Origin of the sequence: Mesorhizobium sp. B2-9-1 (genome assembly GCF_006439455.1) — a bacterium.
GTDB lineage: Bacteria > Pseudomonadota > Alphaproteobacteria > Rhizobiales > Rhizobiaceae > Mesorhizobium.
Map to the genome: position 1 here is coordinate 238,450 of NZ_VFTP01000005.1, position 21,093 is coordinate 259,542.

A 21,093-nucleotide genomic window follows, 5' to 3' on the forward strand; every position below is an offset into this window, starting at 1 on the left:
ACGGCGGCGACGGGCGAACAGGCGGGGGAAAACCATGGTTTCCAGCATTGCCGAACTGATCTCGGACCGCATCGGGACGATGCCGGCCGGCGAGCGCCGCGCCGCCCAGACGCTGATTGCCAACTATCCCTTGACCGGGCTGAAGACAGTCGCCGAATTCTCGGCCGCGGCCGGCGTGTCCTCGCCGACGATCCTGCGCTTCGTCGCCAGGCTCGGCTTCCAGAACTACCCTGAATTCCAGTCGGCGCTGCAGGATGAGTTGGCGGCGCAATTGCAGTCGCCCGCTTCGCGCACGCTCAATCCAAGCTCGGCCGGCGGCGCCGTCTCGCCGATGCTCGAGGCAACGCTCGACAACATGCGCGAGACCTTCCGGCACCTCACCGACAGACAACTGGCAGACATTGCCACGAGACTTGCCGAGCGGCGCGGCAAGACCTTCCTGATCGGCGGCCGTTTCACCGATCCGCTGGCGCGCTACATGGCCGCTCACCTGGCCATCATCCAGCCGGATGTCTATCACCTCGCCGGCCAGGAGAGCATCTGGCGCGACCGGCTGATCGACATGGGCAAGCGCGACGTCCTGGTGATCTTCGACATCCGCCGCTACCAGGAAAGTCTCGTCCGCTTCGCCGAGAAGGCCCATCACCGCGGCGTGCAGATCATTCTCTTTACCGACCAGTGGCTTTCGCCGATCGCCCGCTTCGCCCGCCACGTGATCGCCGGGCGCACCGCCGTGCCCTCGGCCTGGGATTCGTCCGCCGCACTCTTCGTCGTCGTAGAAACGCTGATCGGCGCCGTGACGAGGCAATTGGAAGCCGCCGGCGCCAAGCGCATGCGAGACCTGGAGAGCTTGCGCTAGAGCGGGATGATTTCAGGTCGGACAAACCTGAAATCTGAATCCGTCTCTAAGCCGCCTAAATCAACGCGGGACCAGCCGAGCAGCTACTTTACGATCCTGCCCTCGATCGACCAGCGTGCTGCCAAAAAGTTCAGCACGGCGGCGACCACGACGCCGATGATCTTGGCCGGCCAGACGCCGACAGCCCCCGCAAGGGCGGCGATCGAGAGACTGGAAACGCCGAGCGAAATCAGCGCTCCGAGCGAGACGAAGCGCAGGAAGGAATGGTGCAGCCGGATGTCCGGGTCCCGCTCGAACGACCAGAAGCCGTTCGCCACGAAGGAGAAGAGCACCGCGACGAACCATGCGCCGACATTGGCGGCCAAAGCCGGCACCGCGAGCTTGAGCAGCACGAAGAATGCGGTGAGATCGATGCCGGTGTTGACCAGCCCGACCAAGGCGAAACGGACGATCTTGTTGCCGGTCGAACGACGCGGCTGGCCTGCGCTCATGCTTTGCCGTCCCTGACGCGCATTCCGGCCCGTACGAGGCTGGCGCCGAAATCCTCAGAACTCAGAACCGTGAACTCGACCTCACGCGCGCCCTGCATCGGGTCTCGCGCCCGTAAAATGTCATCGACTTGACCCGGATGGCACATGAACACCCCGTGTTCGGGCAAGGTGTCGACCGCGGCGCGCAGCGTCGGACCGAATTTTTGCGGCTGCCGCCAGTCATAGATGCCGCAGAGCGGCGTCATGACGCTGAAGCCCGCCCGTTGCATCGACCTGTTGAAGCCCGCGGCCAGAGCGGCGATCGCCGCGATCTTGGCCGCCGCGTCCAGGCCGGCAAGGCTGGGCGCGCCGCGCAGCGCCGGCTTGTGTGCGCTGCCTCCAAACCGGGCGAGCAACCAATTCCGTACCACGGGAAGAAAATGCACGTGCTGGTGCCCGTCGATGTGATCGGGCGGGCCGGCGAGCGCTTCGGTGAAGCGGTCGTACTGGGCGTCGAGCTCGGCATGAACGTCCCGCTCATCGATGCGCCCGCGCCGCACCGGCAGCGCAAGAGAGGCAAGCCCGGGCAACTTGCCTTCCGGCGCCAGGCTGGACGAACCGGTTGCGGCTATCTGATCGGTGAGGGTCAGGTGCAGCCCGATGGCGGCCCGTCGACGCAACGGCTTGATACGCGCCGCCGCCTCTTCCCATTCGGCAAACCCGGTCATGCAACTGGTCCCGGTCAGGCGGCCGCGCTCGATGAGGTCGAGGATCGCGCTCGATACCCCCGGCGCAAGCCCGTAATCATCGGCGATCAGGCGGATCGGCCGGGTCATTTGCCGGGAGCAACCTGCTCGGCGGCATTGCCATGCAGCACGTCGCGCACGATATAGACGGGCCGGTCCTTGCTTTCGCTGAGCGTGACCCAGACATACTCTCCGATCAGGCCGAGCAGCGCCAGGTTGAGGCCTCCAAAAAGCACGACGGCGACCATGATGCTGGGGTAGCCAGGCACGGCGATGCCATAGAACAGCACCTCGAAGAGCACCTTCACGCCATAGGCCAGGCCTGCGAATGCCGCGAGCAATCCGATCAGGCTGATGACGCGCAGCGGGATCACGGAAAACGAGGTGAACCCTTCAAGCGAGAACGCGATCAGGTTGAACCTTGTCCATTTCGACCTGCCGCTTGCGCGGTTTTCCGGCGAGTAAAGCACAGCCTTCTGGCGGAAGCCGGCCCAGGCGAACAGACCCTTGTTGAAGCGGCGCTTGTCGCGCACGCTGGTCAAGGCACGCGCCACCGCGCCGCGCATGACACGGAAATCTCCGGCATTCTCGGGAATATCGAAGCGCTGGCTGCTGTTGATCAGCCTGTAGAAAAGCCGCGCCAGCTGGCTGCGCCGCCAGCTCCCCTCGCGCCGGTCGTTCTGCGCGTAGACGACATCGATCTGCGGATGCTCGACCAGCTCGCCGATCATCCTCAGGCTGATATCCATGGAATGCTGGAGGTCGGAATCCATGATCAGGACCATGTCGCCACGGGAATGATCGAGCCCGGCGAGCACCGCCGCTTCCTTGCCGAAATTGCGGCTGAGCCGCACGATCTCCCAGGAGCCGGAGAGCGCGGCCGCGAACGTCTCGGCGCTGCCGTCGCGGCTGCCGTCGTCGACGAGTATCTTGCGGACCGTCATGCCGAAGCGCTCCGCCACAGCCACTTCCAGCCTGTCGAGCAGCCCAACAAACGCGATGGCGGATTCGGCCTCGTTGAAGAACGGCGCGATGATGTCGAGCATCTCAGCCATGCGCGACGGCTCCGGCGACAGGCGCCTTCTGTTTGTCTTGCGTCCAGAACCAGCCGACGAGCACGCAGGCAATTATGCTGATGCTGATCGGCCGGAACCATAGGTGGAAGAAATCGTGCAGTCGCAGGTCGACACTGGTCAGTCCGGTGACGAAGAGAAGCGTGGCCAAAAACCAGCACATGGCCCTGGCTCCCTTCTCCCGCCAAAGCAAGGCGATGGAGAGACCGGCAGGCACCGCCACCATGGCGTAGGTGTTCTGCTCGACCCGCGGATTGAAGACGCACATGTAGAATGCCGCGGCGAGGAAGATGGCGAGTCCGCTGATGTTGGCGTCCAGCCTGCGATCGAGCTGGAGCACCAGCCAAAGCGTGAGCAAACCCGCGACGACGCGCATGATCGTCGCGTCAAACTCGGAAATCGGGATGCCAAATCGCATGAAAGGCGCCGTGAAGTCGGCCGGAACGAAGGGGCCGGTCGGGTCCACCGTCATCGAAGTCAGAAGCCGGAAGAAATCATGATATTGCGCGTTGACGTAGTCGGTCGACGCAAAGCCATAGGGTATGGCGAGCGCAACGAGCACCGCCAGCACCAGCACCGGTATCAGCCGGGGACGCAGCGCCCCCGCCAGAAGCAGCATGATGATCGCGGTCGGCTTGGCAATGATCGCAAGCATGGCCCAGAAGAAGGTTTCGGCCCGGCGCCCCTCAACTGTCGACCGCGTGAGAAACCAGCACGCCCCTGTGAGCAGGATCGTCGCCTGGCCATTGCGAAGCGCTGCCAGCGCCACCGGCAAGGCGAGGAAGAGACCGAAGGACAGCAGCCATGTCTGCTCCTCGCCGCCAAGCTTGCGCACCTGACGCATCGCGGCAACGGTCAGGACGCCGAAGCCCAGCATGTGCCACAAAATATTGCCCAGATAGGGCCCGAGCTTCAGCAGAGGAACATAGAGGACGGCGAAGGCGGGAGCGTATAGATACCCCATGGCAACTTCGACCTGATACAGCGGCTGGCGATCCAGAAAAGCTTCACTGCCATGCCTGTAGATATGGACCACCGAACGCGCATCGGGCGACCATAGCGCCAGACCAAGCACAAGCAGAAACGACCCGGCCCAAAGCCAAAGCCCCAAACGGTCGAAAACCGGCTTGGTTACCATCATAGCGCACCCCGCGTTCCGACCAGGACGGCTTTCCCATCGCCGCCTGGTTTTCCACCGCCGGCGAGATATCACATCGAATGGAATAAAACATCCGAACGTGGCTGTTACCGGCGCAAGGCAAGGACGGCGCAACAGCGGCTTTTTTCCGCCGCCGTCTGGTCGATCACAGCTTTGTGTTCAAGGCATTGGTCTGGTCTGAACGGCTGCGGTCGGCGCTCGGATTGCCTCACGGCCTGATGAACACCTTTCCGTTTGGCTTGGCGAGCTCGGCCGGCAGCCTCGCCATCGCTTCGTCGAGCGGCACGACCGCGGTGACGTCGGTCGACCAGCGTCCATCGGAAAAGCGCTTCTGCGCTTCCAGCACCGCCGGGCCCAGCCTGTCGCGGAACTGGCGCATCCATTCGGCCAGCCAGAACCCTTCGACGCGCTTGTGCTGGAAGATCAGTTGGCCGGGCTCGCGGATCACCGTCGGCTCGGCGTCGAGCCTTCCATAGACGATCCAGCGCGCGCGTTTCGGCATGGCATTGAAGATGGTCGAAGCCAGCGGGCCGGTGACCGCGTCGAGGAACATGCGCGGCTGCTCGGCCTTCATCGCCTCGCGCAACGCCGCCTCGAAATCCGCCGCTTTCTCGTTGAGCACACGAGCGGCGCCGAGCTCCTTCAAAAGCGGGATCTGCTCGTCGCGACGCACGGTGACGATCGGCCGGAAACCTTCCTCCTTCGCCAACCCGATGATCAGCTTGCTGAGCTGGCTGGCGCCCGCGGTCATGATGAAGGATTTTTCGCCCTCCTCCTTGACGATGTCGAACATGGCCAAGGCCGTCAGCGGATTGACGATCATCGCGGCGCCGTCCTCATCGCGCACGGTGTCGAGAAGCGGAATGCAGGACGCGGCCTCGGCAACCGCATAATCCGCCCATGCGCCCCAGTTCGACACGCCGGTGGCGAAGGCGACGCGTTTCCCTGCAAGGCTCCTTGCATAGGGATCGTCACCCGTGGCGACGACGATGCCGACGCCTTCGAAGCCCGCCGGCCGGCCCTTTACCCGCGGCTGGCCGTACTGGCCCTTGATGAAGGCGATGTCGGACGGGTTGATCGAGGCGAGGCTGACCTTGATCAGCGCCTGCGACGGACCGGGTGCCGGCACCGCGATGCTGCCGGGCTGGAGGTAAGGCTCCATCGCCTCCAACGCGGCCGCCGAGGGCGTCCTGGTGTAACTGTCGCCGACAAGCAGCAAGCCCTGCATTTGCGAAGGAAGCGTCATGGCCGTCAGACCTTCTCCTGCGTGTATTTCTTCAGTTCCGTGCGCGCCACCTGCCGCCGGTGCACCGCGTCCGGCCCGTCGGCCAGCCGCAGCGTCCTCAAATGCGTCCACGAGCGGGCGAGCGGCGTGTCCTGGCTGATGCCTTGCGCGCCGAACATCTGCACCGCCTCGTCGGTGACTTTCAGCGCGACGCGCGGCGCCACCACCTTGATCTGGCTGATCCAGGGCGCGGCGGCGCGAGCGTCCCCCTGATCAATCATCCAGGCAGCCTTGAGGCATAAGAGCCTCGCCATCTCGATCTCCATCCGGCATTCGGCGATGATGTCGAAATTGCCGCCGAGCTTTGCCAGCGGCTGGCCGAAGGCCTCGCGCCGCACCGAGCGTTGGCACAGCATCTCCAGCGCCATCTCGGCCTGGCCGATCGCGCGCATGCAGTGATGGATGCGGCCAGGCCCCAGCCGCCCCTGCGCGATCTCGAACCCTCTGCCCTCGCCGAGGATCAGGTTCGCCGTCGGCACCCGAACATTGTCGAATCTCAGATGCATGTGGCCGTGCGGCGCGTCGTCATCGCCATAGACCTGCATGGGCCGCAGCTTGGCGATGCCCTTGCTGTCGGAGGGCACCAGGATCATCGAATGACGGCGATGTTGCGACTCCTCGTCCGAGCCGGTCCTGACCATGACGATATAGATGGCGCAGCGCGGATCGCCGGCTCCGGAAGCCCACCATTTCTCGCCGTTCAGCACATAGTCGTCGCCTTGCCGCTGGCAGCGCATCGAAATATTCGTCGCGTCAGAGGACGCGACGTCCGGCTCGGTCATCAAATAGGCCGAGCGGATTTTCCCCTCGAGCAGCGGCTCCAGCCAGTCGCGCTTGTGCGCTTCCGATCCGTAACGCTCCAGCACCTCCATGTTGCCGGTGTCGGGCGCCGAGCAGTTGAAGGTCTCGGCGCCGAGATGTGCCTTGCCCATCTCTTCGGCCAGATAGGCGTATTCGACGGTGGAAAGGCCGTAGCCGCGCTTGGAATCGGTGAGCCAGAAGTTCCACAGGCCGCGCTCGCGCGCTGTCTTCTTCAAGCCGTCCAGGATTTCCGTCTGCCTAGCCGTATAGGCCCAGCGGTCGCCATTCTTGCCGACTTCGGCGAGGAACTCTTCGCCGAGCGGCGCGATCTCGTCGCTCACCATCGCCGCCACGCGCTGATGGATTGGCTTCAGCCGCTCGGTCATGCCGAGATTCATGTCGGTCATCGCTTCCGGCCTTTCCGAAGATAAATCTTTACGCGTGGCAAGGATGACCGTACTTCGGCTAGCCTTGTCAACGCGAGTCCTTGGGCGAGTCCCGGCCGGCCGGATGCGGAGAAACACGATGAGCTATCTGGACAAGCTGTTCTCGGTCGCCGGCAAGACCGCGCTGGTGACCGGTGCGGCGACCGGCATCGGCCGCATGGTGGCGACCGGGCTGGTACGCGCCGGCGCGCAGGTGATGATCGCCTCGCGCAAGGGCGAGGATTGCGCGAAAGTCGCCAATGAATTGAACGCGCTTGGCGGCTCCGGCCATGCCGGGGGCTTTGCCGGCGACGTGTCCAGCGAAACGGGCATCGCCGCCTTGGTCGCCGAGGTCAAGGCGCGCACGGAGCGCCTGCACATCCTGGTCAACAATGCCGGCATTTCCTGGGGCGCGCCGCTGCAGGATTTCCCCTACCACGCCTGGGCCAAGGTGTTCGGCGTCAACGTCACCGCCGTCTTCCATTTGACGCGGGAGCTCTTGCCGCTTCTCGATGCCGCCGCGAGCGACGAGGATCCTGCCCGCGTCATCAATCTTGGCTCGGTGATAGGCACCCAGCCGCTGGCCGACGACGCCTATTCTTACGCCGCCTCGAAAGCGGCGGTGCATCATTTGACGCGCACGCTGGCGATCGAGTTCGCCGCCCGCCGCATCACCGTCAACGCCTTTGCGCCTGGGCCTTTCCAGAGCCGGATGACCGCGTTTGCCACCGCGACCGCGGAGCAGACGAAACATGTTGGTAACCATGTTCCGCTCGGCCGCATCGGCGTGGCGGATGACATTGCCGGCGCAACGCTTTATTTGTGCAGCCGAGCCGGAAGCTTTGTCACCGGCGCCATCCTGCCTATCGACGGCGGCCAGTCGGTGCAGCATGGCATGACTTTGTTCAAGGAATAAGGTGCCCGGTTCGAGGAATCGCGATCCGGGCGGGGTGCGGAGGACATCAGTGTGGAACCGATCAGTCTCGATACGCTTCTGGCAAGCGTCGGCAAGGAGGTCGGCGTCTCGCCCTGGCGAACGGTGACGCAGCGCATGATCGATCAGTTCGCCGATGCGACCGACGACCACCAGTTCATCCATTGCGATCCGGAGCGCGCCGAGCGCGAGACGCCGTTCGGCGGCACCATCGCGCATGGTTTCCTGTCGCTGTCGCTTTTGTCGGCAATGACCTTCGAGACCATGCCGCCACTGGAAAACACCAAGATGGGCGTCAACCACGGCTTCGACACGCTGCGTTTCCTGGCGCCGGTGAAGACGGGTTCGCGCATCCGCACCCGCTTCGTGCTCGCGGACGTCAAGGTCAGGCCGTCCGGCTGGGTGCAGACGGCACATGACGTGACCATCGAGATCGAGGGCTCGAAGAAGCCGGCGCTGACGGCGCGCTGGCTGACCTTGACGCTGATCGAGCGCCAACCCGAGAACGCATGAGCGGCGAGGCCGGTGCCATAGACCAGGCGGCGCTTGCGCCCTACCTCGAGGCGCATATCCCGGGTTTTGCCGGCCTGTCCGCGATTGAAAAATTCAAGTCCGGGCAGTCCAATCCGACCTATCTTTTGACCGCCGCCAGCGGCCGCTATGTGCTGCGCGCCAAGCCGCCGGGACAGTTGCTGAAATCCGCGCATCAGGTCGACCGGGAATTTCGGGTGATGCAGGCGCTCGCCGGCACGGCGGTGCCGGTGCCGCGCATGCTGCATCTGTCCGGCGAGGACTCCCCGATCGGCCGCATGTTCTACGTCATGGAATATCTCGACGGCCGCATCTTCTGGGATCCATCACTGCCGGACGCATCCGGCAATGACGAGCGCGCCGCGATCTACGATGCGATGAATGCGACGCTCGCCGACATGCACGACGTCGATTTCGACGCCGTCGGTCTTGGCGATTTCGGCCGGCCCGGCAGCTATTTCGAGCGCCAGCTCGCGCGCTGGACCAGCCAGTACAAGGCCTCCGAAACCGAAACCATAACCGACATGGACAGGCTGATTGCCTGGCTCGAAACGCATATGCCGGCCGATGACGGCCGTGTCTCGCTTGTCCATGGCGACTACCGGCTGGACAACATGATGTTCGCGCCGGGCGCGCCGAAGATCATCGCGCTGCTCGACTGGGAGCTGTCGACGCTCGGGCATCCCTTCGCCGACCTTGCCTATCAATGCATGCAATGGCGGCTGCCGCACGCCTCGGGCTTTCGCGGCCTCGGCGGCATCGACCGCGCCGCTGCCGGCCTGCCTTCCGAGGAGGCCTATGTCGCGGCCTACCGCAAACGACGCGACATCGAGAAGATCGACAACTGGACCTTCTTCCTCGCCTTCTCCTTCTTCCGGCTGGCGGCGATCTGCCAGGGCGTCTACCGCCGCGCGCTGGACGGCAACGCCTCCAATCCGGAAAAGGCAAGGACCTACGGCCAGGCGGTAAAACTGCTCGCCGCGCTCGCGGTGGAACTGATTGACGAGAACAGCTGAACGCGGAGGAGCCGGGCAATGGGCCGTTTCGATGGGATGACGGTGCTGATCACCGGCGCGACCGGTGGTCTCGGCAGCGGCGCGGCAAAGGCCTTCGCCGCGGAAGGGGCACGGCTCGTGCTGTCCGACCTCGACAAGTCTGCGCTTGGCGATTTCGCCGCAACGCTCGACGCCGAGACGGCTCACCTTGCCGGCAACATTGCCGACGAAAAACTCTCGGAGGGTTTGGTGGAGCTTGCCGTGCAAAAAAATTCGGCCGGCTCGATATCGCCGTCAACAATGCCGGCATTGTGCACTCCTTCGTACGCCTGCCGCAGGTCACCTCGGAGGAAGCGCGCCGCGTGGTGGAGGTCGACCTGCTCGGCGTCTTCTATGCCATGAAACATCAGATTCCTCAGTTGGAACGGCAATTCAGGGAAAGCGGCAAGGGCGGCGTCATCGTCAACATCGCCTCGGTCGCCGGCCTCTCAGGCGCGCCGAAGCTGTCGGTCTATGCCGCCGCCAAGCACGGCGTCGTCGGGCTGACGCGCTCGGCTGCCGTGGAATATGCCAGCAAGGGCATACGCATCAACGCGGTCTGCCCGGCCCACACCCGCACGGCGATGGTCGACGGCTTCGTGCGTTTCACCGGAGCGCCCGAAGCTGAAGCGCTGGCCGAGCTCGCGCGCGGCGTACCGATGAAGCGTGTCGGCGAGGTCGACGAGATCATCACCGGCATCCTGTTCCTCGCCGACCCGGCCAATTCCTTCATGACCGGCCACGCTCTGGCGCTCGACGGCGGCATTGGCGCCATCTGAGCAATTCCAGGAAAAGTGCCTTGGCGGTTTTCCATCCGGATTGCGTTAAAACGGAGAGCGTACGCAAGGGAATCGGGGGCGCTCTTGTCCGTTTCCGTACAGCGTATATAATTTCGTCAGGCAACCAATCACAAAGGCAGGCGCATATTGGCGTTGAGCGTTCAGAAACGCCGCGAAAAACAGAAGGCGGAGCTTCGCTCCGAACTGGTCGCGGCGGCTCACAAGCTGGTCCAGGAAGAAGGCTATGAGGGCCTGACCATCCGCAAGCTCGCCAAGCGGGTCGGCTACGCGCCGATGTCGGTCTATTCCTATTTCGCCGACAAGCAGGACATCCTGTTCGCGCTCGCCGAAGACGCCTTCGAAACGCTCGCCCGCCGCATTGAGGAGCATCCCGCCGACGATCCGATCGAGGCGCTCAAGGCGGTGATGACCGAATATGCCGCCTTCGGGCTCGGCAACCCAAATGAATACCGCACCGTCTTCATGACCGAGAAGACCAAGCTGCCCGAAGGACGCAGCTACGAGGAGATGGAAGAAGGCAATCCGGCCATGAAGGTGCTGATCAAACGCGTCGAGGCCTGCGTTGCCGCCGGCAGGCTCAAGGGCGACCCGCGCGCCATTGCCACCATGCTGTGGACCGTGGGCCACGGCACGATTTCGCTCTTGATCACCTTTCCCTTCTATCCATTCGGCGACGCCCAGGCGTATGTGAGGCGCATGTGCGATTTCACGCTGGCGGGGTTGCAGGCGCAGGATATTCCGCCACTGACCGCAACGCCCATCAACTGCTGATCTCTTTGATCATCGGCTCGCATCGCTTCGCCTGATTTGCGGCGGCGAATTGCTGTGTTCAAAAAAATTTGTCGTACGCGTACAGATTCCTCCTTGAATTCCGACTTCATTAACCGTATTTGTACGCTGTATCGTACGTGTACGAAAAAGATTGACTGGAGACGGAAAATGAAGAAGACCATCCTTGCACTCGCCACCGTGCTGGCTTTCTCGGGTACCGCTTTCGCTGGCGCAAGCCAGCCGGCCAAGCACGCCCCCGCGGCTTGCGCTCAGACCAACGCCAGCGTGAAGCTCGACTGCACCTCGACCGGTTCGGTCGAAAAGGCCGACGCCGCCAAGACGACGAAGAGCCCGCGGCTCGGCATCGATGTCAGCCCCTGGTTCGTGCCCGGCCTCTAGAGCACTGTTGGCAAGACTTCGAACGAAAACGGGCGGCATTTGGCCGCCCTTTTTCGTTTCTGCCCGCGCCCCTGAGGACCTGCTCGAGCCTATTTCTTGCGCGGTTTCGTTCCTGCGGCAGTCTTGGCCTTACTCTGCTTTGCCGGCCCGCCGGGGATGGAAGTGCCGGTGATCGATACCGGATCGCTGGCTGGAAATGTGTCCTCGAGGCCTTCCTCGAGTTCCTCTTCCTCGACCTCGTGGCGCCGCTCGTGCTCCAGCGAACGGACTGCAGCTGTCTTCTTGGATGACTTCGGCGCGGATTTGGACGGCATCGGCAATCTCCCTCGCAAGCCGCAGAAACGGCATGGACTGGCGATGGTTCCTTGGAACCGACGCCGCGAAGCTCAGTTCGCCGCGTCGCCTGCCGCTTCCGACAGCAGAGTAAAAACATAGTCCGAGAAGGAACGCCAGCATTCCACCCGGAACGCATCGGCCGCGCTGCGCAGCAGCACGATCTCGGATTTGCCGAGAATGGTGCGCGAGGCAGCACCGACCGGGAACGCCTCGAGCGATAGGTCCTGCGGGCAACCCGAATTGACCGTCGCCGCGGCCGCCGGCCCGACAACGGAGATCGCGACATTGCGGTGCGAGATGCCGACCGCCGAATGCAGCACCGTCACCTTGGCGCAGTCGGCGAGCGGATCCTTGCGCGCCTCGTCGATGATCATCCATTCGTCGGGCCCGAGCCACAGCGCCGTGCGCCCGTCCTTGGTCGCCGAAGTCTTGGGCTTTGTCGGCAGCGTGAGGCCGAGCGCCTTGGAAAGCGCGGCAAGCGAAGCTTGCGGCGCGCGCAGCGAGATGCGTTCGGCCGGCGGCAGCACCTCGACCTTGACGCCCGATGCCGACAGCGTGCGGCCGGCAAGCGCCGGCCGACGCTCGACGGAGGCGGACACAGCAGCGGCTTTTGTCTTGGCGGCGGCCTTAGCCATTGAGGCGTTCTCCCTTCTCGTCGACGAACACCATGCCGGTGACTTCCACCTCGATCGTGCCGTTCGGCATCGGCACGTAGAGCGTCTGGCCCATGCGGTCGCGGCCGCCGGCGACGAGCGCCAGCGCGATCGAGCGGCCGCAATTCTCCGACCAGTAGCTGGAGGTGACGTGGCCGATCATCTTCATCGGGATCGCCTGCTTCGGGTCCGCGACGATCTGCGCGCCCTCTTCCAGCACGACCTTCGGGTCCTTGGTCTTTAAGCCGACCAACTGCTTGCGGCCCTTGGCTACAAGGTCCGGCCGGGTCAGGCCGCGGATGCCGACGAAATCGGTCTTCTTCTTGCCGACCGCCCAGTCGAGCCCGGCATCGTTCGGCGTCACCGTGCCGTCAGTATCCTGGCCGACGATGATGTAGCCCTTTTCGGCGCGCAGCACGTGCATCGTCTCGGTACCGTAAGCAGTCGCGCCATGCTTCTGGCCTTCGGCCCACAACGCTTCCCAGACAGCCTCGCCGTAGTCGGCCGGCACGTTGACCTCGAAACCGCGCTCGCCGGTGAAGGACATGCGGAACAGCCTTGTCGGCACACCACAGATCTTGCCCTCGCGCACCGACATATGCGGCATCGCCTCGTCCGACATGTCGATGCCGTCGACCAGCGGCGCGATGATGTCGCGCGACTTGGGACCTTGCACGGCAATGACAGCCCATTGCTCGGTGATCGAGGTCAGCCAGACATTCAAGTGCGGGAACTCGGTCTGGAGGTAGTCCTCCATGTGGTTCATGACGCGCGGCGCGCCGCCGGTGGTCGTCGTTACGTGGAAGCGATCGGGCGCCAGCCTGCCGACGACGCCGTCGTCATAGATGAAGCCGTCTTCGCGCAGCATGATGCCATAGCGGCAGCGGCCGGTTTCCAGCTTCTCCCACGGATTGGTGTAAAGCAGTTCCATGAACTTCGCCGCGTCCGGACCGACCACCTCGATCTTGCCCAGCGTTGACGCGTCGAACAGGCCGGCGGCCTTGCGCACCGTGACGCATTCGCGGTCGACGGCGGCATGCATGTCCTCGCCCGCCTTGGGGAAATACCAGGCGCGCTTCCAGTGGCCGACATCCTCGAACACGGCACCATGCGACGCCGCCCAGCCATGCGTTGCCGTGCGCCGGGTCGGGTCGAACAAGGCGCCGCGCGCGTGGCCGACGATCGAGCCAAACGTCACCGGCGTGTAGGGCGCGCGGAAGGTGGTGAGGCCGACCTGCGGGATCGGCTTGCCGAGCGTCTCGGCGGCGATCGCCAGGCCGTGCATGTTCGACGTCTTGCCCTGGTCGGTCGCCATGCCGTTGGTGGTGAAGCGCTTGACGTGCTCGATCGAATGCATGCCTTCATGCACCGCCTGGCGGATATCCTTGGCGGTGACGTCGTTCTGGAAATCGACAAAGGCCTTGACCGTTGTGCCCGGGCCGGCGCCAGGCGCGGCGCCCAGCATGCCGCGCGACCAGCTCTCGCCGGCATCGACCTTCGGCTTGGCGCCCTTGCCAGCCTTGCCGCCGGCCTCCTTCGCTGCCTTCGCGCCGGCCGCATAGGCCTCGTCGACTGAAGCGGCCAGCCCGTCGGTGCCGCAGCAGGTGCCGACCGAGACGCAGTCCTGCGCATAGGTGCCGGGCACGAAGCGCTTGGTCGCGTCGTTGAAGGCGACCTTGCCGCGCGATTGCGAGAACAGATGCACCGACGGCGTCCAGCCGGCCGACATGAGGATCGCGTCGACCGGGATGGTGCGCTCGCCGCCGCCATTCTTCGGCTGCACGGTCATTGACGACACACGCAATTTGCCGCCGGCGCTGACCACCGCGCGGCCGAAATTGATCTCGATGCCGAGCGCCCTCGCCTCGTCGATCACCGCCCCCGACGGATTGTCGCGCAGGTCAATGATCGCCGCGATGTTGATGCCGGCCTTCTTGAGGTCGATCGCGGCGGCGTAGGCGGAATCGTTGGCCGTATAGACGCCGACATTCCTGCCTACCGCCACGCCATACTGGTTGAGGTAGATGCGCGCCGCTGAAGCAAGCATCACACCCGGACGGTCATTGTTGGCGAACACCATGTGGCGCTCGATGGCGCCGGTGGCGATCACGACGCGCTTGGCGCGAACCTGCCACAGGCGTTCTCGCGCAAGCTCCCGGCCCGGGCTCTTGAAATGGTCGCTGACCCGCTCGACCAGTCCGACGAAGTTCTGCGCGTAATAGCCGAAGGCAGTCGTGCGCGACAGCACGCGCACATTGTCCATCGCCTTGAGCTTGGCGATCGCCGCTTGCGCCCACGCATAGCCGTCGTGGCCGTCGATCCTGGCGCCGCTCTCGAAGCGAAGGCTGCCGCCGAATTCGGCCTGCTCGTCGGCGAGGATCACCCGCACGCCGGTTTCGGCCGCGGCAAGCGCGGCCGCGATGCCGGCCGCGCCGCCGCCCAGCACCAGCACCTCGCAATGCGCATAGCGCGCCGCATAGTGGTCGGGATCCGGCTTGTCCGGCGAAACGCCGAGGCCCGCGGCAGCGCGGATCTTCGGCTCGTAGAGATCCTTCCAGGCCCATTTCGGCCACATGAAGGTCTTGTAGTAGAAGCCGGCCGAAAACATCGGCGAGGCAATGTCGTTGAGGGCCCCGACATCAAAGGCAAGCGACGGCCAGCGGTTCTGCGAGTTGGCCGTCAGCCCGTCATAGAGCTCCTGCACTGTCGCCCGCACATTCGGCGTCTTGCGCGCATCGTCGCGCACGATCTGCACCAGCGCGTTGGGTTCTTCCGCGCCGGCCGACAGGAAGCCGCGCGGACGGTGATATTTGAACGAGCGGCCGACCAGGTGCACGCCGTTGGCGAGCAGCGCCGAGGCCAGCGTGTCGCCCTCGATGCCGATATACGGCTTGTCGTCGAAACTGAAGGAGGCGGTCTTCGCCTGACTGAGGCGACCGGCGCCGGAAATGCGGAAGGCGGCGTTCATTTTGAGGCTCCGGGCAGCTTCGCAGGCTTCGGCTCGCCGGCCTTGTAGGTCATGACGAACCTGTCGGTGACCGTGTCGCGCACCGCGTTGAAGAAGCGCGCGCAGCCATGGATGTGCCGCCAGCGCTCATAGATGACCCCCTTGGGATTGGCGCGGATGAAGAAGAATTTCTCGAAGTCGTCGTCGCTCTCGGCGGCAATGTTGGTCGGGCGCGCGATATGCGCCTCGCCGGCATTGCGGAACTCGAGTTCCGGGCGCTCTTCCTCGCAATAGGGGCAGCGGATGAGAAGCATCTGGGTTATCCTAAAACTTGCCGTGACCGGCGCACGCGCCGGCTAAGTGAAAGCAAATCGGCTGAGCCATCATCAGTGCGCCACAGCCGCCGCGGCGGCCTCGTCGATGAGACGTCCAGTGCGGAAGCGCTCGAGCGTGAAGGGCGCGTTGATCGGGTGCGGCTCGTCCTTGGCGATCGTGTGCGCGAAGACGTTGCCCGAGCCGGGCGTCGCCTTGAAGCCGCCGGTCCCCCAGCCGCAATTGACGTAGAGGCCCTGGACCGGCGTCTTCGCCAGGATCGGCGAACGGTCGGGGGTCACGTCGACGATGCCGCCCCAGGAGCGCAGCATTTTCATGCGGGTGAAGATCGGGAACATCTCGCAGATGGCGTCGAGCGTGTGCTGCAATATGTGCAGGCCGCCGGTCTGCGAATAGGAGACATACTGGTCGGTGCCGGCGCCGATCACCAGCTCGCCCTTGTCCGACTGCGAGATATAGGCGTGCACCGTGTTCGACATCACCACGCAGGGCACGACCGGCTTGACCGGCTCCGACACCAGCGCCTGCAGCGGATAGCTTTCGAGCGGCATGCGCACGCCCGCCATGTTCATGATGACGGAGGAATGGCCGGCGGCGACCACGCCGACCTTCTTGGCGCCGATGAAGCCGCGCGTCGTCTCCACGCCGCTGACCGCGCCATTGGCCGCGCGCTTGATGCCGGTGACCTCGCAGTTCTGGATGATGTGCACGCCGCGCGCCGAAGCCCCGCGCGCATAGCCCCAGGCGACCGCGTCGTGACGCGCCGTGCCGCCGCGGCGCTGCAGCGCGGCGCCCATCACCGGATAGCGCGCTTCCCTGGAGATGTTGAGCGGCGGGCAGAATTCCTTCGCCTCTTCCGGCGTCAGCCATTCATTGTCGATGCCGTTGAGGCGGTTGGCATGGATGTGGCGCTTGAACACCTGGATGTCATGCACATTGTGCGCCAGCATCATGACGCCGCGCGGCGAATACATGACGTTGTAGTTGAGCTCCTGGCTGAGCCCGTCCCACAGCTTCAGCGCATGGTCGTAGATGCCGGCGCTTTCGTCATAGAGGTAGTTGGAGCGGATGATGGTGGTGTTGCGGCCGGTGTTGCCGCCGCCGAGCCAGCCCTTTTCCAGCACCGCGATGTTGGTGATGCCGTGCTCGCTCGCCAGATAATAGGCCGTCGCCAGGCCGTGTCCGCCGGCGCCGACGATGATGACGTCGTATTCCTTCCTCGGCTCGGGCGACGTCCATTGCTCTTCCCAGCCTCTGTGGCCGCGCATCGCCTCGCGGGCAATGGCGAATACCGAGTATTTCTTCACGTTAAGCCTCGCGCCAGTAGCTTTCGCGGATTTGCGGCCGGGCATCCCTGCCCCGGCTTGCGAGGTGTATCACTAGCGAAACCGCGTCGCCATCCTTGCGCTGTTTGCGACGGCGCTTGCCGTTTTGCGCCACGGTCAAAAACGAAGCGTCTGCTCTGGCTTCCGTGGCTCCGTTCGGCGACACTCCTGCCGCGTGATGCTGGGGGGATGACAATGGGTAATGCCTGGTGGAATCTGACCCTGCGCTTCCTGCTGGAACTTGCAGCGCTGCTTGGACTCGGCATGGTCGGCTGGAGCTTTGCCGTCGGGTTCAGCCGTTGGATTCTTGCCGTCGCCTTGCCGCTCGTCGCGGCGGTGCTGTGGGGCACTTTCGCCGTGCTCAATGATCCGAGCCGGTCGGGTCGAGCTCCGGTGCCGGTGCCCGGCGCCCTCAGGCTGGCGCTGGAACTTGTCATCCTGTGCGGCGGCGCCGCGGGATTCTATCTGGCCGGTCACGCGGCCATTGGCATCGTCATGGCTCTGCTGATTGCCTTCAGCTACGCCTCTCGCTGGACCGGCTGGCTTGGCTGTTGCGGCAGTAAGGCAATGGCGCCTTTGCCGGTTTCGGGTGGCCGCCGTAATCCTCATCTGCGACCAAGCATCCAACCGCCGGCAAGCCCGGTACAAAGGAAGGATGCAAAGACATGTTCACGCTTACAAACCAGGTCGCCATCGTCACCGGCGCGAGCTCCGGCATCGGCCGCGCCACTGCCAAACTGTTTGCCGAGCAAGGCGCAACCCTGGTTGTCGCGGCCCGGCGTCAGGCCGAGCTCGACGCGCTCGTCGGCGAGATAGAAGCGGCCGGCGGCACGGCAGCCGCGCTTGCCGGCGATGTAAGGGACGAGGCCTACGCGAAGGCGCTCGTCGAATTCGCCGTCGCGAGATTTGGCGGCCTCGACATCGCCTTCAACAATGCCGGCGCCGTCGGCGTGATGGGGCCGGTGACCGACATGGCGCCAGCCACCTGGCACGAGACGATGGACACCAATCTGACCAGCGCCTACCTCGCCGCAAGGCACCAGATACCGGCCATGCTGGAGCGCGGCGGCGGCTCCCTGATCTTCACCTCGAGCTTCGTCGGCTACACCGCCGGCATGCCGGGCATGGCGGCCTACGCCGCTGCCAAGGCCGGACTGATCGGCCTGACGCAGGTGCTCGCTGCCGAATACGGTCCGCGAGGACTGCGCGTCAACGCGCTGCTACCCGGCGGCACCGACACGCCCGGCGCAACCACGACCACGCCCGAGGCGCGCGCTTTCGTCGAAGGCATTCATGCATTGAAGCGCATGGCGCAGCCGGAAGAGATCGCCCGCTCCGCGCTTTACCTTGCCTCGGATGCGTCGAGCTTCACCACCGGAACCGCGCTGTTTGCCGATGGCGGTGTCTCGATCAACCGGACGTGAGGAGATTTGACGGGGCATGCCGCTGCCGGCCAACCGAAAAAGTCGCGGGGCGGCCTTGCAATCCGCTCCGATTTGACGATTTTCGTTCCCGTCGAAATCGGACCGGAACGATGCTGCTGATCAGAACCTATGTTGCCCAGAGTGCCATCGAAGGGGTCGGGGTCTTCGCCGCCGAGCCGATCCGCAAGGGCGCTTCGATCTGGCGCCTCGATCCGGATTTCGACCGGCTGATCCCGCTGGAGAAATATGAAGCCGCATCTCTGCATCTCAAGGAACTGCTCGACCGCTACGCCTATCCGAGCCCGGACAAGCCCGGCTTCATGGTCTATGAGGTGGACAATGGCCGCTTCATGAATCACTCCGAGCGGCCGAATACCGATTTCTCGCAATATGGCGGCGCCACGGCCATTCGCGACATCGCTGCCGGCGAGGAAATCACCTGCGATTATGGTGAGTTTTTCGAGGACTTTGCGCGCCACCATCTGACGACCGCGTAGCGCGAGCAAACATGCGGGCGCAGCGCTCGGGTTTTTGATCGCCGTTTCGCGCAATCAAAGGTGGACATCCCAGCCTGATTCTGCTATCAGCCGCCACAATTCGCGGTGCAATTCGCCGCGGAGGCATGTCAGCTATGGCTGTTTGCCTAATGATTTCAAACCCGAAGACAGGATTGCCCGTGCAGGTACTCGTCCGCGACAACAACGTTGATCAGGCGCTTCGCGCGCTGAAGAAGAAGATGCAGCGCGAAGGTATTTTCCGCGAAATGAAGATGCGCGGTCACTACGAGAAGCCGTCCGAGAAGCGTGCCCGCGAGAAGGCCGAGGCCGTGCGCCGCGCCCGCAAGCTGGCCCGCAAGCGCGCCCAGCGCGAAGGCCTGCTGCCGATGACCCCGCGCCCGGCTCCGGCTGGTGCTGCCGGCGCATCGCGCTCGCCGCGCTCATAACGCCTATTTTTCGTCCTTTTCGAAGGATACCGAGGGTGGCGCGATGCGGAATCGCCGCCACCTTTTTGTTTATGTATTGGAGCCGGTTCGGAGAGGGAACGGACTGACGGCGCTGCGGCAGTGAGGACAAAGATGAACGCAATTACCGTGGAGCGCAAAACCGCTTTTCGCGGCTTCGCCCTGACGGCGGCCCTGCTTTCGGGTCTGACGCTCGCAGCATGCCAGACGACCCCGACGGGTGAGTTCAACTCGATCGACAAGGCGCAGGGGTCGAGCGAGAACATCTCCTCGCTTTCGGCGGTCATCCAGCGAAATCCGCAGGATCCCGATGGCTATAACGTGCGCGGCTCGGCCTATGGCCGCGGCGGCCAGTACCAGGCGGCGCTCAAGGACTTCAACCAGGCGATCCAGCTCAACCCGAACTTCTACCAGGCCTATTCGAACCGCGCGCTGATCCAGCGCTTCCTCGGCAATCAGGAAGCCGCTTTGGCCGACTACAACCGCTCGATCCAGATCAACGCCAACTACGACGCAGCCTATATTGGCCGCGGCAATCTCTACCGCAAGGCGGGCCGCACCCAGGATGCCTTCAACGACTTCCAGAAGGCGATCCAACTCGACACCACCGATGCCCGCGCCTACCACAATCGCGGCCTGATCTATCAGAGCCAGGGCCAGCACAAATTCGCCATCGAGGATTTCTCGACCGCGATCTCGCTGGCGCCGGACGCCGCCGAGCCCTACAACGGCCGCGGCCTCTCCTATCTGGCGACAGGCGACGAGGACAACGCCTTCTCCGACTTCAATATGGCCATCAAGCTCGACGGCAAGAACGCCGAGGCCTGGGCCAACCAGGCACTGATCTACGAAAAGCGCGGCGACAAGGGAAGGGCTGCCAAGTCCTACCGCGAGGCGATCCACCTCGACCCCAACTACCAGCCGGCCAAGGACGGCCTGTCGCGCACAGGCGGCAACGCCAGCTGATCGCAAGCCGACGCCGAAGGGACGACGTTTAAGCGTCGTTCGCGGTCGCCCGGTCGCCGTCGGCGGCCGCGATGTTGCGCTGCGGAGACGCCGATAGCGATCCGTTAACCGCCCAGGGCAATGCGTTAACCCTTGCCATGTTCGCGTCAAAGTTTCGGCGGAACGCTCCGTGCACCTCGATCGTTTAAGCCGGGGCCAAGATTTTCGCGAAAGGGACTTTCCAATGATCAAGACACTTGCCTGTGCCGCTGCCGCGCTTGCCGCCACGGTGCTCGCTTCTCCGGTCAGCGCCGGCACGCTCCGGCTCGGCACGCTCGATTGCACGATCGACGGCGGCGTCGGCTACGTCATCACGTCGAACAAGGGCGTCTCCTGCGTCTTCCGCCCCTCCCATCAGGGCCCGGCCGAAATTTATACCGGGATGATCTCCAAGCTCGGCGTCGACGTCGGCAAGACGCATCAGGGCCAGCTCGTCTGGGCGGTGCTTGCCGCCACCCGCAGCCATGATGCGGGCGATCTCGCTGGCAGCTATTACGGCGTCAACGCCGAGGCGAGCGTGGTGACCGGCGGCGGCGCCAACGTCCTGGTCGGCGGCTTGGACAGCGCCTTCATGCTGGAGCCGCTCAGCGTCCAGGCTCAGACCGGCCTCAACCTGGCCGTCACCGTGGCGTCGCTGGACCTCGTCCACTCCTACAAGTGAGCCTTCGGCTTTTCAATTCATCGCGCCGCACTCGGCCCGGAACATCTGTTCCGGGCCGAGTGCTTTGGAAAGCCGTATCCCTTCGGCGCCAATGGCTTGCCTCGAAATCCGCGAAAAAGCCTCTCGAGCTCAACTGCGCTTGAGGTTCTACAAGCCCTGCC

24 protein-coding genes and 1 pseudogene are annotated in these 21,093 nt (G+C 64.3%); 14 read left to right on the forward strand and 11 right to left on the reverse strand.

Going from position 1 to position 21,093, the window contains the following annotated elements; all coding sequences use genetic code 11:
• The first annotated feature begins 34 nt into the window (after positions 1–34).
• Positions 35–859: a MurR/RpiR family transcriptional regulator gene (locus FJW05_RS13145; RefSeq protein ID WP_140632533.1), complete on the forward strand. Its 825-nt coding sequence runs from the start codon at positions 35–37 to the stop codon at positions 857–859.
• 83 nt (positions 860–942) lie between these two features.
• Here the strand turns inward: FJW05_RS13145 and FJW05_RS13150 are convergent, their stop codons facing one another.
• The 6 genes from FJW05_RS13150 to FJW05_RS13175 all read right to left on the reverse strand — a co-directional run bounded on the left by FJW05_RS13150 (position 943) and on the right by FJW05_RS13175 (position 6,800).
• Entirely contained in the window at positions 943–1,350 is a 408-nt protein-coding gene (locus FJW05_RS13150) for a GtrA family protein (protein WP_140632536.1), read from the reverse strand.
• On the reverse strand, positions 1,347–2,165 hold the full coding sequence (locus tag FJW05_RS13155; RefSeq protein WP_140632539.1) for a ChbG/HpnK family deacetylase: 819 nt from the start codon (positions 2,163–2,165) through the stop codon (positions 1,347–1,349). Before FJW05_RS13155 ends, FJW05_RS13150 begins: the two co-directional genes overlap by 4 nt.
• Positions 2,162–3,130: a glycosyltransferase family 2 protein gene (locus tag FJW05_RS13160; RefSeq protein WP_140632542.1), complete on the reverse strand. Its 969-nt coding sequence runs from the start codon at positions 3,128–3,130 to the stop codon at positions 2,162–2,164. Before FJW05_RS13160 ends, FJW05_RS13155 begins: the two co-directional genes overlap by 4 nt.
• On the reverse strand, positions 3,123–4,421 hold the full coding sequence (locus FJW05_RS13165; RefSeq protein ID WP_246673388.1) for a glycosyltransferase 87 family protein: 1,299 nt from the start codon (positions 4,419–4,421) through the stop codon (positions 3,123–3,125). The genes FJW05_RS13160 and FJW05_RS13165 overlap by 8 nt, the downstream gene beginning before the upstream one ends.
• Positions 4,422–4,515: 94 nt before the next feature.
• On the reverse strand, positions 4,516–5,553 hold the full coding sequence (locus tag FJW05_RS13170) for a zinc-binding dehydrogenase (protein ID WP_140632545.1): 1,038 nt from the start codon (positions 5,551–5,553) through the stop codon (positions 4,516–4,518).
• Positions 5,554–5,558: 5 nt separating this feature from the next.
• The gene (locus FJW05_RS13175; RefSeq protein ID WP_140632549.1) at positions 5,559–6,800 is read right to left on the reverse strand and encodes an acyl-CoA dehydrogenase family protein; all 1,242 of its coding nucleotides are present in this window, start codon (positions 6,798–6,800) and stop codon (positions 5,559–5,561) included.
• Positions 6,801–6,918: 118 nt separating this feature from the next.
• On the opposite strand from FJW05_RS13175, the gene FJW05_RS13180 reads away from it, so the two are divergent.
• The 7 genes from FJW05_RS13180 (at position 6,919) to FJW05_RS13205 (ending at position 11,287) form a co-directional block, all read left to right on the forward strand.
• A complete protein-coding gene (locus tag FJW05_RS13180; RefSeq protein WP_140632553.1) occupies positions 6,919–7,734 on the forward strand; it encodes an SDR family oxidoreductase in 816 nt (271 codons plus the stop codon).
• Between the two features lie 45 nt (positions 7,735–7,779).
• Positions 7,780–8,265 (forward strand): MaoC family dehydratase, encoded by a 486-nt coding sequence (locus FJW05_RS13185; protein WP_281405777.1) that lies wholly within the window; start codon positions 7,780–7,782, stop codon positions 8,263–8,265.
• A complete protein-coding gene (locus FJW05_RS13190; protein WP_140632556.1) occupies positions 8,262–9,299 on the forward strand; it encodes a phosphotransferase family protein in 1,038 nt (345 codons plus the stop codon). Before FJW05_RS13185 ends, FJW05_RS13190 begins: the two co-directional genes overlap by 4 nt.
• Positions 9,300–9,317: 18 nt before the next feature.
• On the forward strand, positions 9,318–9,680 hold the full coding sequence (locus FJW05_RS27915) for an SDR family NAD(P)-dependent oxidoreductase (protein WP_281405773.1): 363 nt from the start codon (positions 9,318–9,320) through the stop codon (positions 9,678–9,680).
• Positions 9,590–10,096 carry an SDR family oxidoreductase gene (locus tag FJW05_RS13195; RefSeq protein WP_281405774.1) on the forward strand — a complete coding sequence of 169 codons (507 nt, stop codon included), beginning with the start codon at positions 9,590–9,592 and terminating at the stop codon, positions 10,094–10,096. The genes FJW05_RS27915 and FJW05_RS13195 overlap by 91 nt, the downstream gene beginning before the upstream one ends.
• A gap of 147 nt (positions 10,097–10,243) precedes the next feature.
• On the forward strand, positions 10,244–10,888 hold the full coding sequence (locus tag FJW05_RS13200; protein WP_140632559.1) for a TetR/AcrR family transcriptional regulator: 645 nt from the start codon (positions 10,244–10,246) through the stop codon (positions 10,886–10,888).
• A gap of 168 nt (positions 10,889–11,056) precedes the next feature.
• Positions 11,057–11,287, forward strand: a complete 231-nt coding sequence (locus tag FJW05_RS13205; protein ID WP_140632562.1) for a DUF680 domain-containing protein — start codon at positions 11,057–11,059, stop codon at positions 11,285–11,287.
• Positions 11,288–11,376: 89 nt separating this feature from the next.
• Here the strand turns inward: FJW05_RS13205 and FJW05_RS13210 are convergent, their stop codons facing one another.
• The 5 genes from FJW05_RS13210 to FJW05_RS13230 form a co-directional block, all read right to left on the reverse strand.
• Complete coding sequence (locus tag FJW05_RS13210) at positions 11,377–11,601, reverse strand: hypothetical protein (protein ID WP_140632565.1); 225 nt, start codon at positions 11,599–11,601, stop codon at positions 11,377–11,379.
• A 72-nt stretch (positions 11,602–11,673) separates the two neighbouring features.
• Positions 11,674–12,258, reverse strand: a complete 585-nt coding sequence (locus FJW05_RS13215; protein ID WP_140632568.1) for a sarcosine oxidase subunit gamma — start codon at positions 12,256–12,258, stop codon at positions 11,674–11,676.
• Positions 12,251–15,244, reverse strand: coding sequence for a sarcosine oxidase subunit alpha (locus tag FJW05_RS13220; RefSeq protein ID WP_140632571.1), 2,994 nt, complete (start codon positions 15,242–15,244; stop codon positions 12,251–12,253). Before FJW05_RS13220 ends, FJW05_RS13215 begins: the two co-directional genes overlap by 8 nt.
• Positions 15,241–15,537 carry a sarcosine oxidase subunit delta gene (locus FJW05_RS13225; protein WP_140541913.1) on the reverse strand — a complete coding sequence of 99 codons (297 nt, stop codon included), beginning with the start codon at positions 15,535–15,537 and terminating at the stop codon, positions 15,241–15,243. The genes FJW05_RS13220 and FJW05_RS13225 overlap by 4 nt, the downstream gene beginning before the upstream one ends.
• A 72-nt stretch (positions 15,538–15,609) precedes the next feature.
• Entirely contained in the window at positions 15,610–16,863 is a 1,254-nt protein-coding gene (locus FJW05_RS13230; protein ID WP_140632574.1) for a sarcosine oxidase subunit beta, read from the reverse strand.
• A 282-nt stretch (positions 16,864–17,145) separates the two neighbouring features.
• Between FJW05_RS13230 and FJW05_RS27920 the strand changes: the two are divergent.
• From FJW05_RS27920 to FJW05_RS13260, 6 genes and pseudogenes are all read left to right on the forward strand, one after another.
• Positions 17,146–17,331: pseudogene (locus tag FJW05_RS27920) on the forward strand (DUF2568 domain-containing protein); the annotation flags it as partial.
• Positions 17,332–17,546: 215 nt separating this feature from the next.
• Positions 17,547–18,305 carry an SDR family oxidoreductase gene (locus tag FJW05_RS13240; RefSeq protein WP_140541916.1) on the forward strand — a complete coding sequence of 253 codons (759 nt, stop codon included), beginning with the start codon at positions 17,547–17,549 and terminating at the stop codon, positions 18,303–18,305.
• Positions 18,306–18,415: 110 nt separating this feature from the next.
• A complete protein-coding gene (locus FJW05_RS13245; RefSeq protein WP_140632577.1) occupies positions 18,416–18,802 on the forward strand; it encodes an SET domain-containing protein-lysine N-methyltransferase in 387 nt (128 codons plus the stop codon).
• Positions 18,803–18,981: 179 nt separating this feature from the next.
• Entirely contained in the window at positions 18,982–19,248 is a 267-nt protein-coding gene (gene rpsU / locus FJW05_RS13250) for a 30S ribosomal protein S21 (protein ID WP_027165252.1), read from the forward strand.
• 132 nt (positions 19,249–19,380) lie between these two features.
• Positions 19,381–20,232: a tetratricopeptide repeat protein gene (locus FJW05_RS13255; protein ID WP_140541918.1), complete on the forward strand. Its 852-nt coding sequence runs from the start codon at positions 19,381–19,383 to the stop codon at positions 20,230–20,232.
• 223 nt (positions 20,233–20,455) lie between these two features.
• Positions 20,456–20,932, forward strand: coding sequence for a DUF992 domain-containing protein (locus tag FJW05_RS13260; RefSeq protein WP_140632580.1), 477 nt, complete (start codon positions 20,456–20,458; stop codon positions 20,930–20,932).
• The last annotated feature ends 161 nt before the right edge of the window (positions 20,933–21,093 follow it).

Excerpts from the sequence above, each read along its gene's own strand:
- FJW05_RS13260 (WP_140632580.1), top strand. The coding sequence starts at position 20,456 with ATGATCAAGACACTTGCCTGTGCCGCTGCCGCGCTTGCCGCCACGGTG.
- FJW05_RS13160 (WP_140632542.1), bottom strand. The coding sequence starts at position 3,130 with ATGGCTGAGATGCTCGACATCATCGCGCCGTTCTTCAACGAGGCCGAA.
- FJW05_RS13225 (WP_140541913.1), bottom strand. The coding sequence starts at position 15,537 with ATGCTTCTCATCCGCTGCCCCTATTGCGAGGAAGAGCGCCCGGAACTC.
- FJW05_RS13180 (WP_140632553.1), top strand. The coding sequence starts at position 6,919 with ATGAGCTATCTGGACAAGCTGTTCTCGGTCGCCGGCAAGACCGCGCTG.
- FJW05_RS13170 (WP_140632545.1), bottom strand. The coding sequence starts at position 5,553 with ATGACGCTTCCTTCGCAAATGCAGGGCTTGCTGCTTGTCGGCGACAGT.
- FJW05_RS27915 (WP_281405773.1), top strand. The coding sequence starts at position 9,318 with ATGGGCCGTTTCGATGGGATGACGGTGCTGATCACCGGCGCGACCGGT.
- FJW05_RS13215 (WP_140632568.1), bottom strand. The coding sequence starts at position 12,258 with ATGGCTAAGGCCGCCGCCAAGACAAAAGCCGCTGCTGTGTCCGCCTCC.
- FJW05_RS13210 (WP_140632565.1), bottom strand. The coding sequence starts at position 11,601 with ATGCCGTCCAAATCCGCGCCGAAGTCATCCAAGAAGACAGCTGCAGTC.
- FJW05_RS13245 (WP_140632577.1), top strand. The coding sequence starts at position 18,416 with ATGCTGCTGATCAGAACCTATGTTGCCCAGAGTGCCATCGAAGGGGTC.
- FJW05_RS13205 (WP_140632562.1), top strand. The coding sequence starts at position 11,057 with ATGAAGAAGACCATCCTTGCACTCGCCACCGTGCTGGCTTTCTCGGGT.
- FJW05_RS13240 (WP_140541916.1), top strand. The coding sequence starts at position 17,547 with ATGTTCACGCTTACAAACCAGGTCGCCATCGTCACCGGCGCGAGCTCC.
- FJW05_RS13155 (WP_140632539.1), bottom strand. The coding sequence starts at position 2,165 with ATGACCCGGCCGATCCGCCTGATCGCCGATGATTACGGGCTTGCGCCG.
- FJW05_RS13145 (WP_140632533.1), top strand. The coding sequence starts at position 35 with ATGGTTTCCAGCATTGCCGAACTGATCTCGGACCGCATCGGGACGATG.
- FJW05_RS13190 (WP_140632556.1), top strand. The coding sequence starts at position 8,262 with ATGAGCGGCGAGGCCGGTGCCATAGACCAGGCGGCGCTTGCGCCCTAC.
- FJW05_RS13150 (WP_140632536.1), bottom strand. The coding sequence starts at position 1,350 with ATGAGCGCAGGCCAGCCGCGTCGTTCGACCGGCAACAAGATCGTCCGT.
- FJW05_RS13175 (WP_140632549.1), bottom strand. The coding sequence starts at position 6,800 with ATGACCGACATGAATCTCGGCATGACCGAGCGGCTGAAGCCAATCCAT.
- FJW05_RS13255 (WP_140541918.1), top strand. The coding sequence starts at position 19,381 with ATGAACGCAATTACCGTGGAGCGCAAAACCGCTTTTCGCGGCTTCGCC.
- FJW05_RS13220 (WP_140632571.1), bottom strand. The coding sequence starts at position 15,244 with ATGAACGCCGCCTTCCGCATTTCCGGCGCCGGTCGCCTCAGTCAGGCG.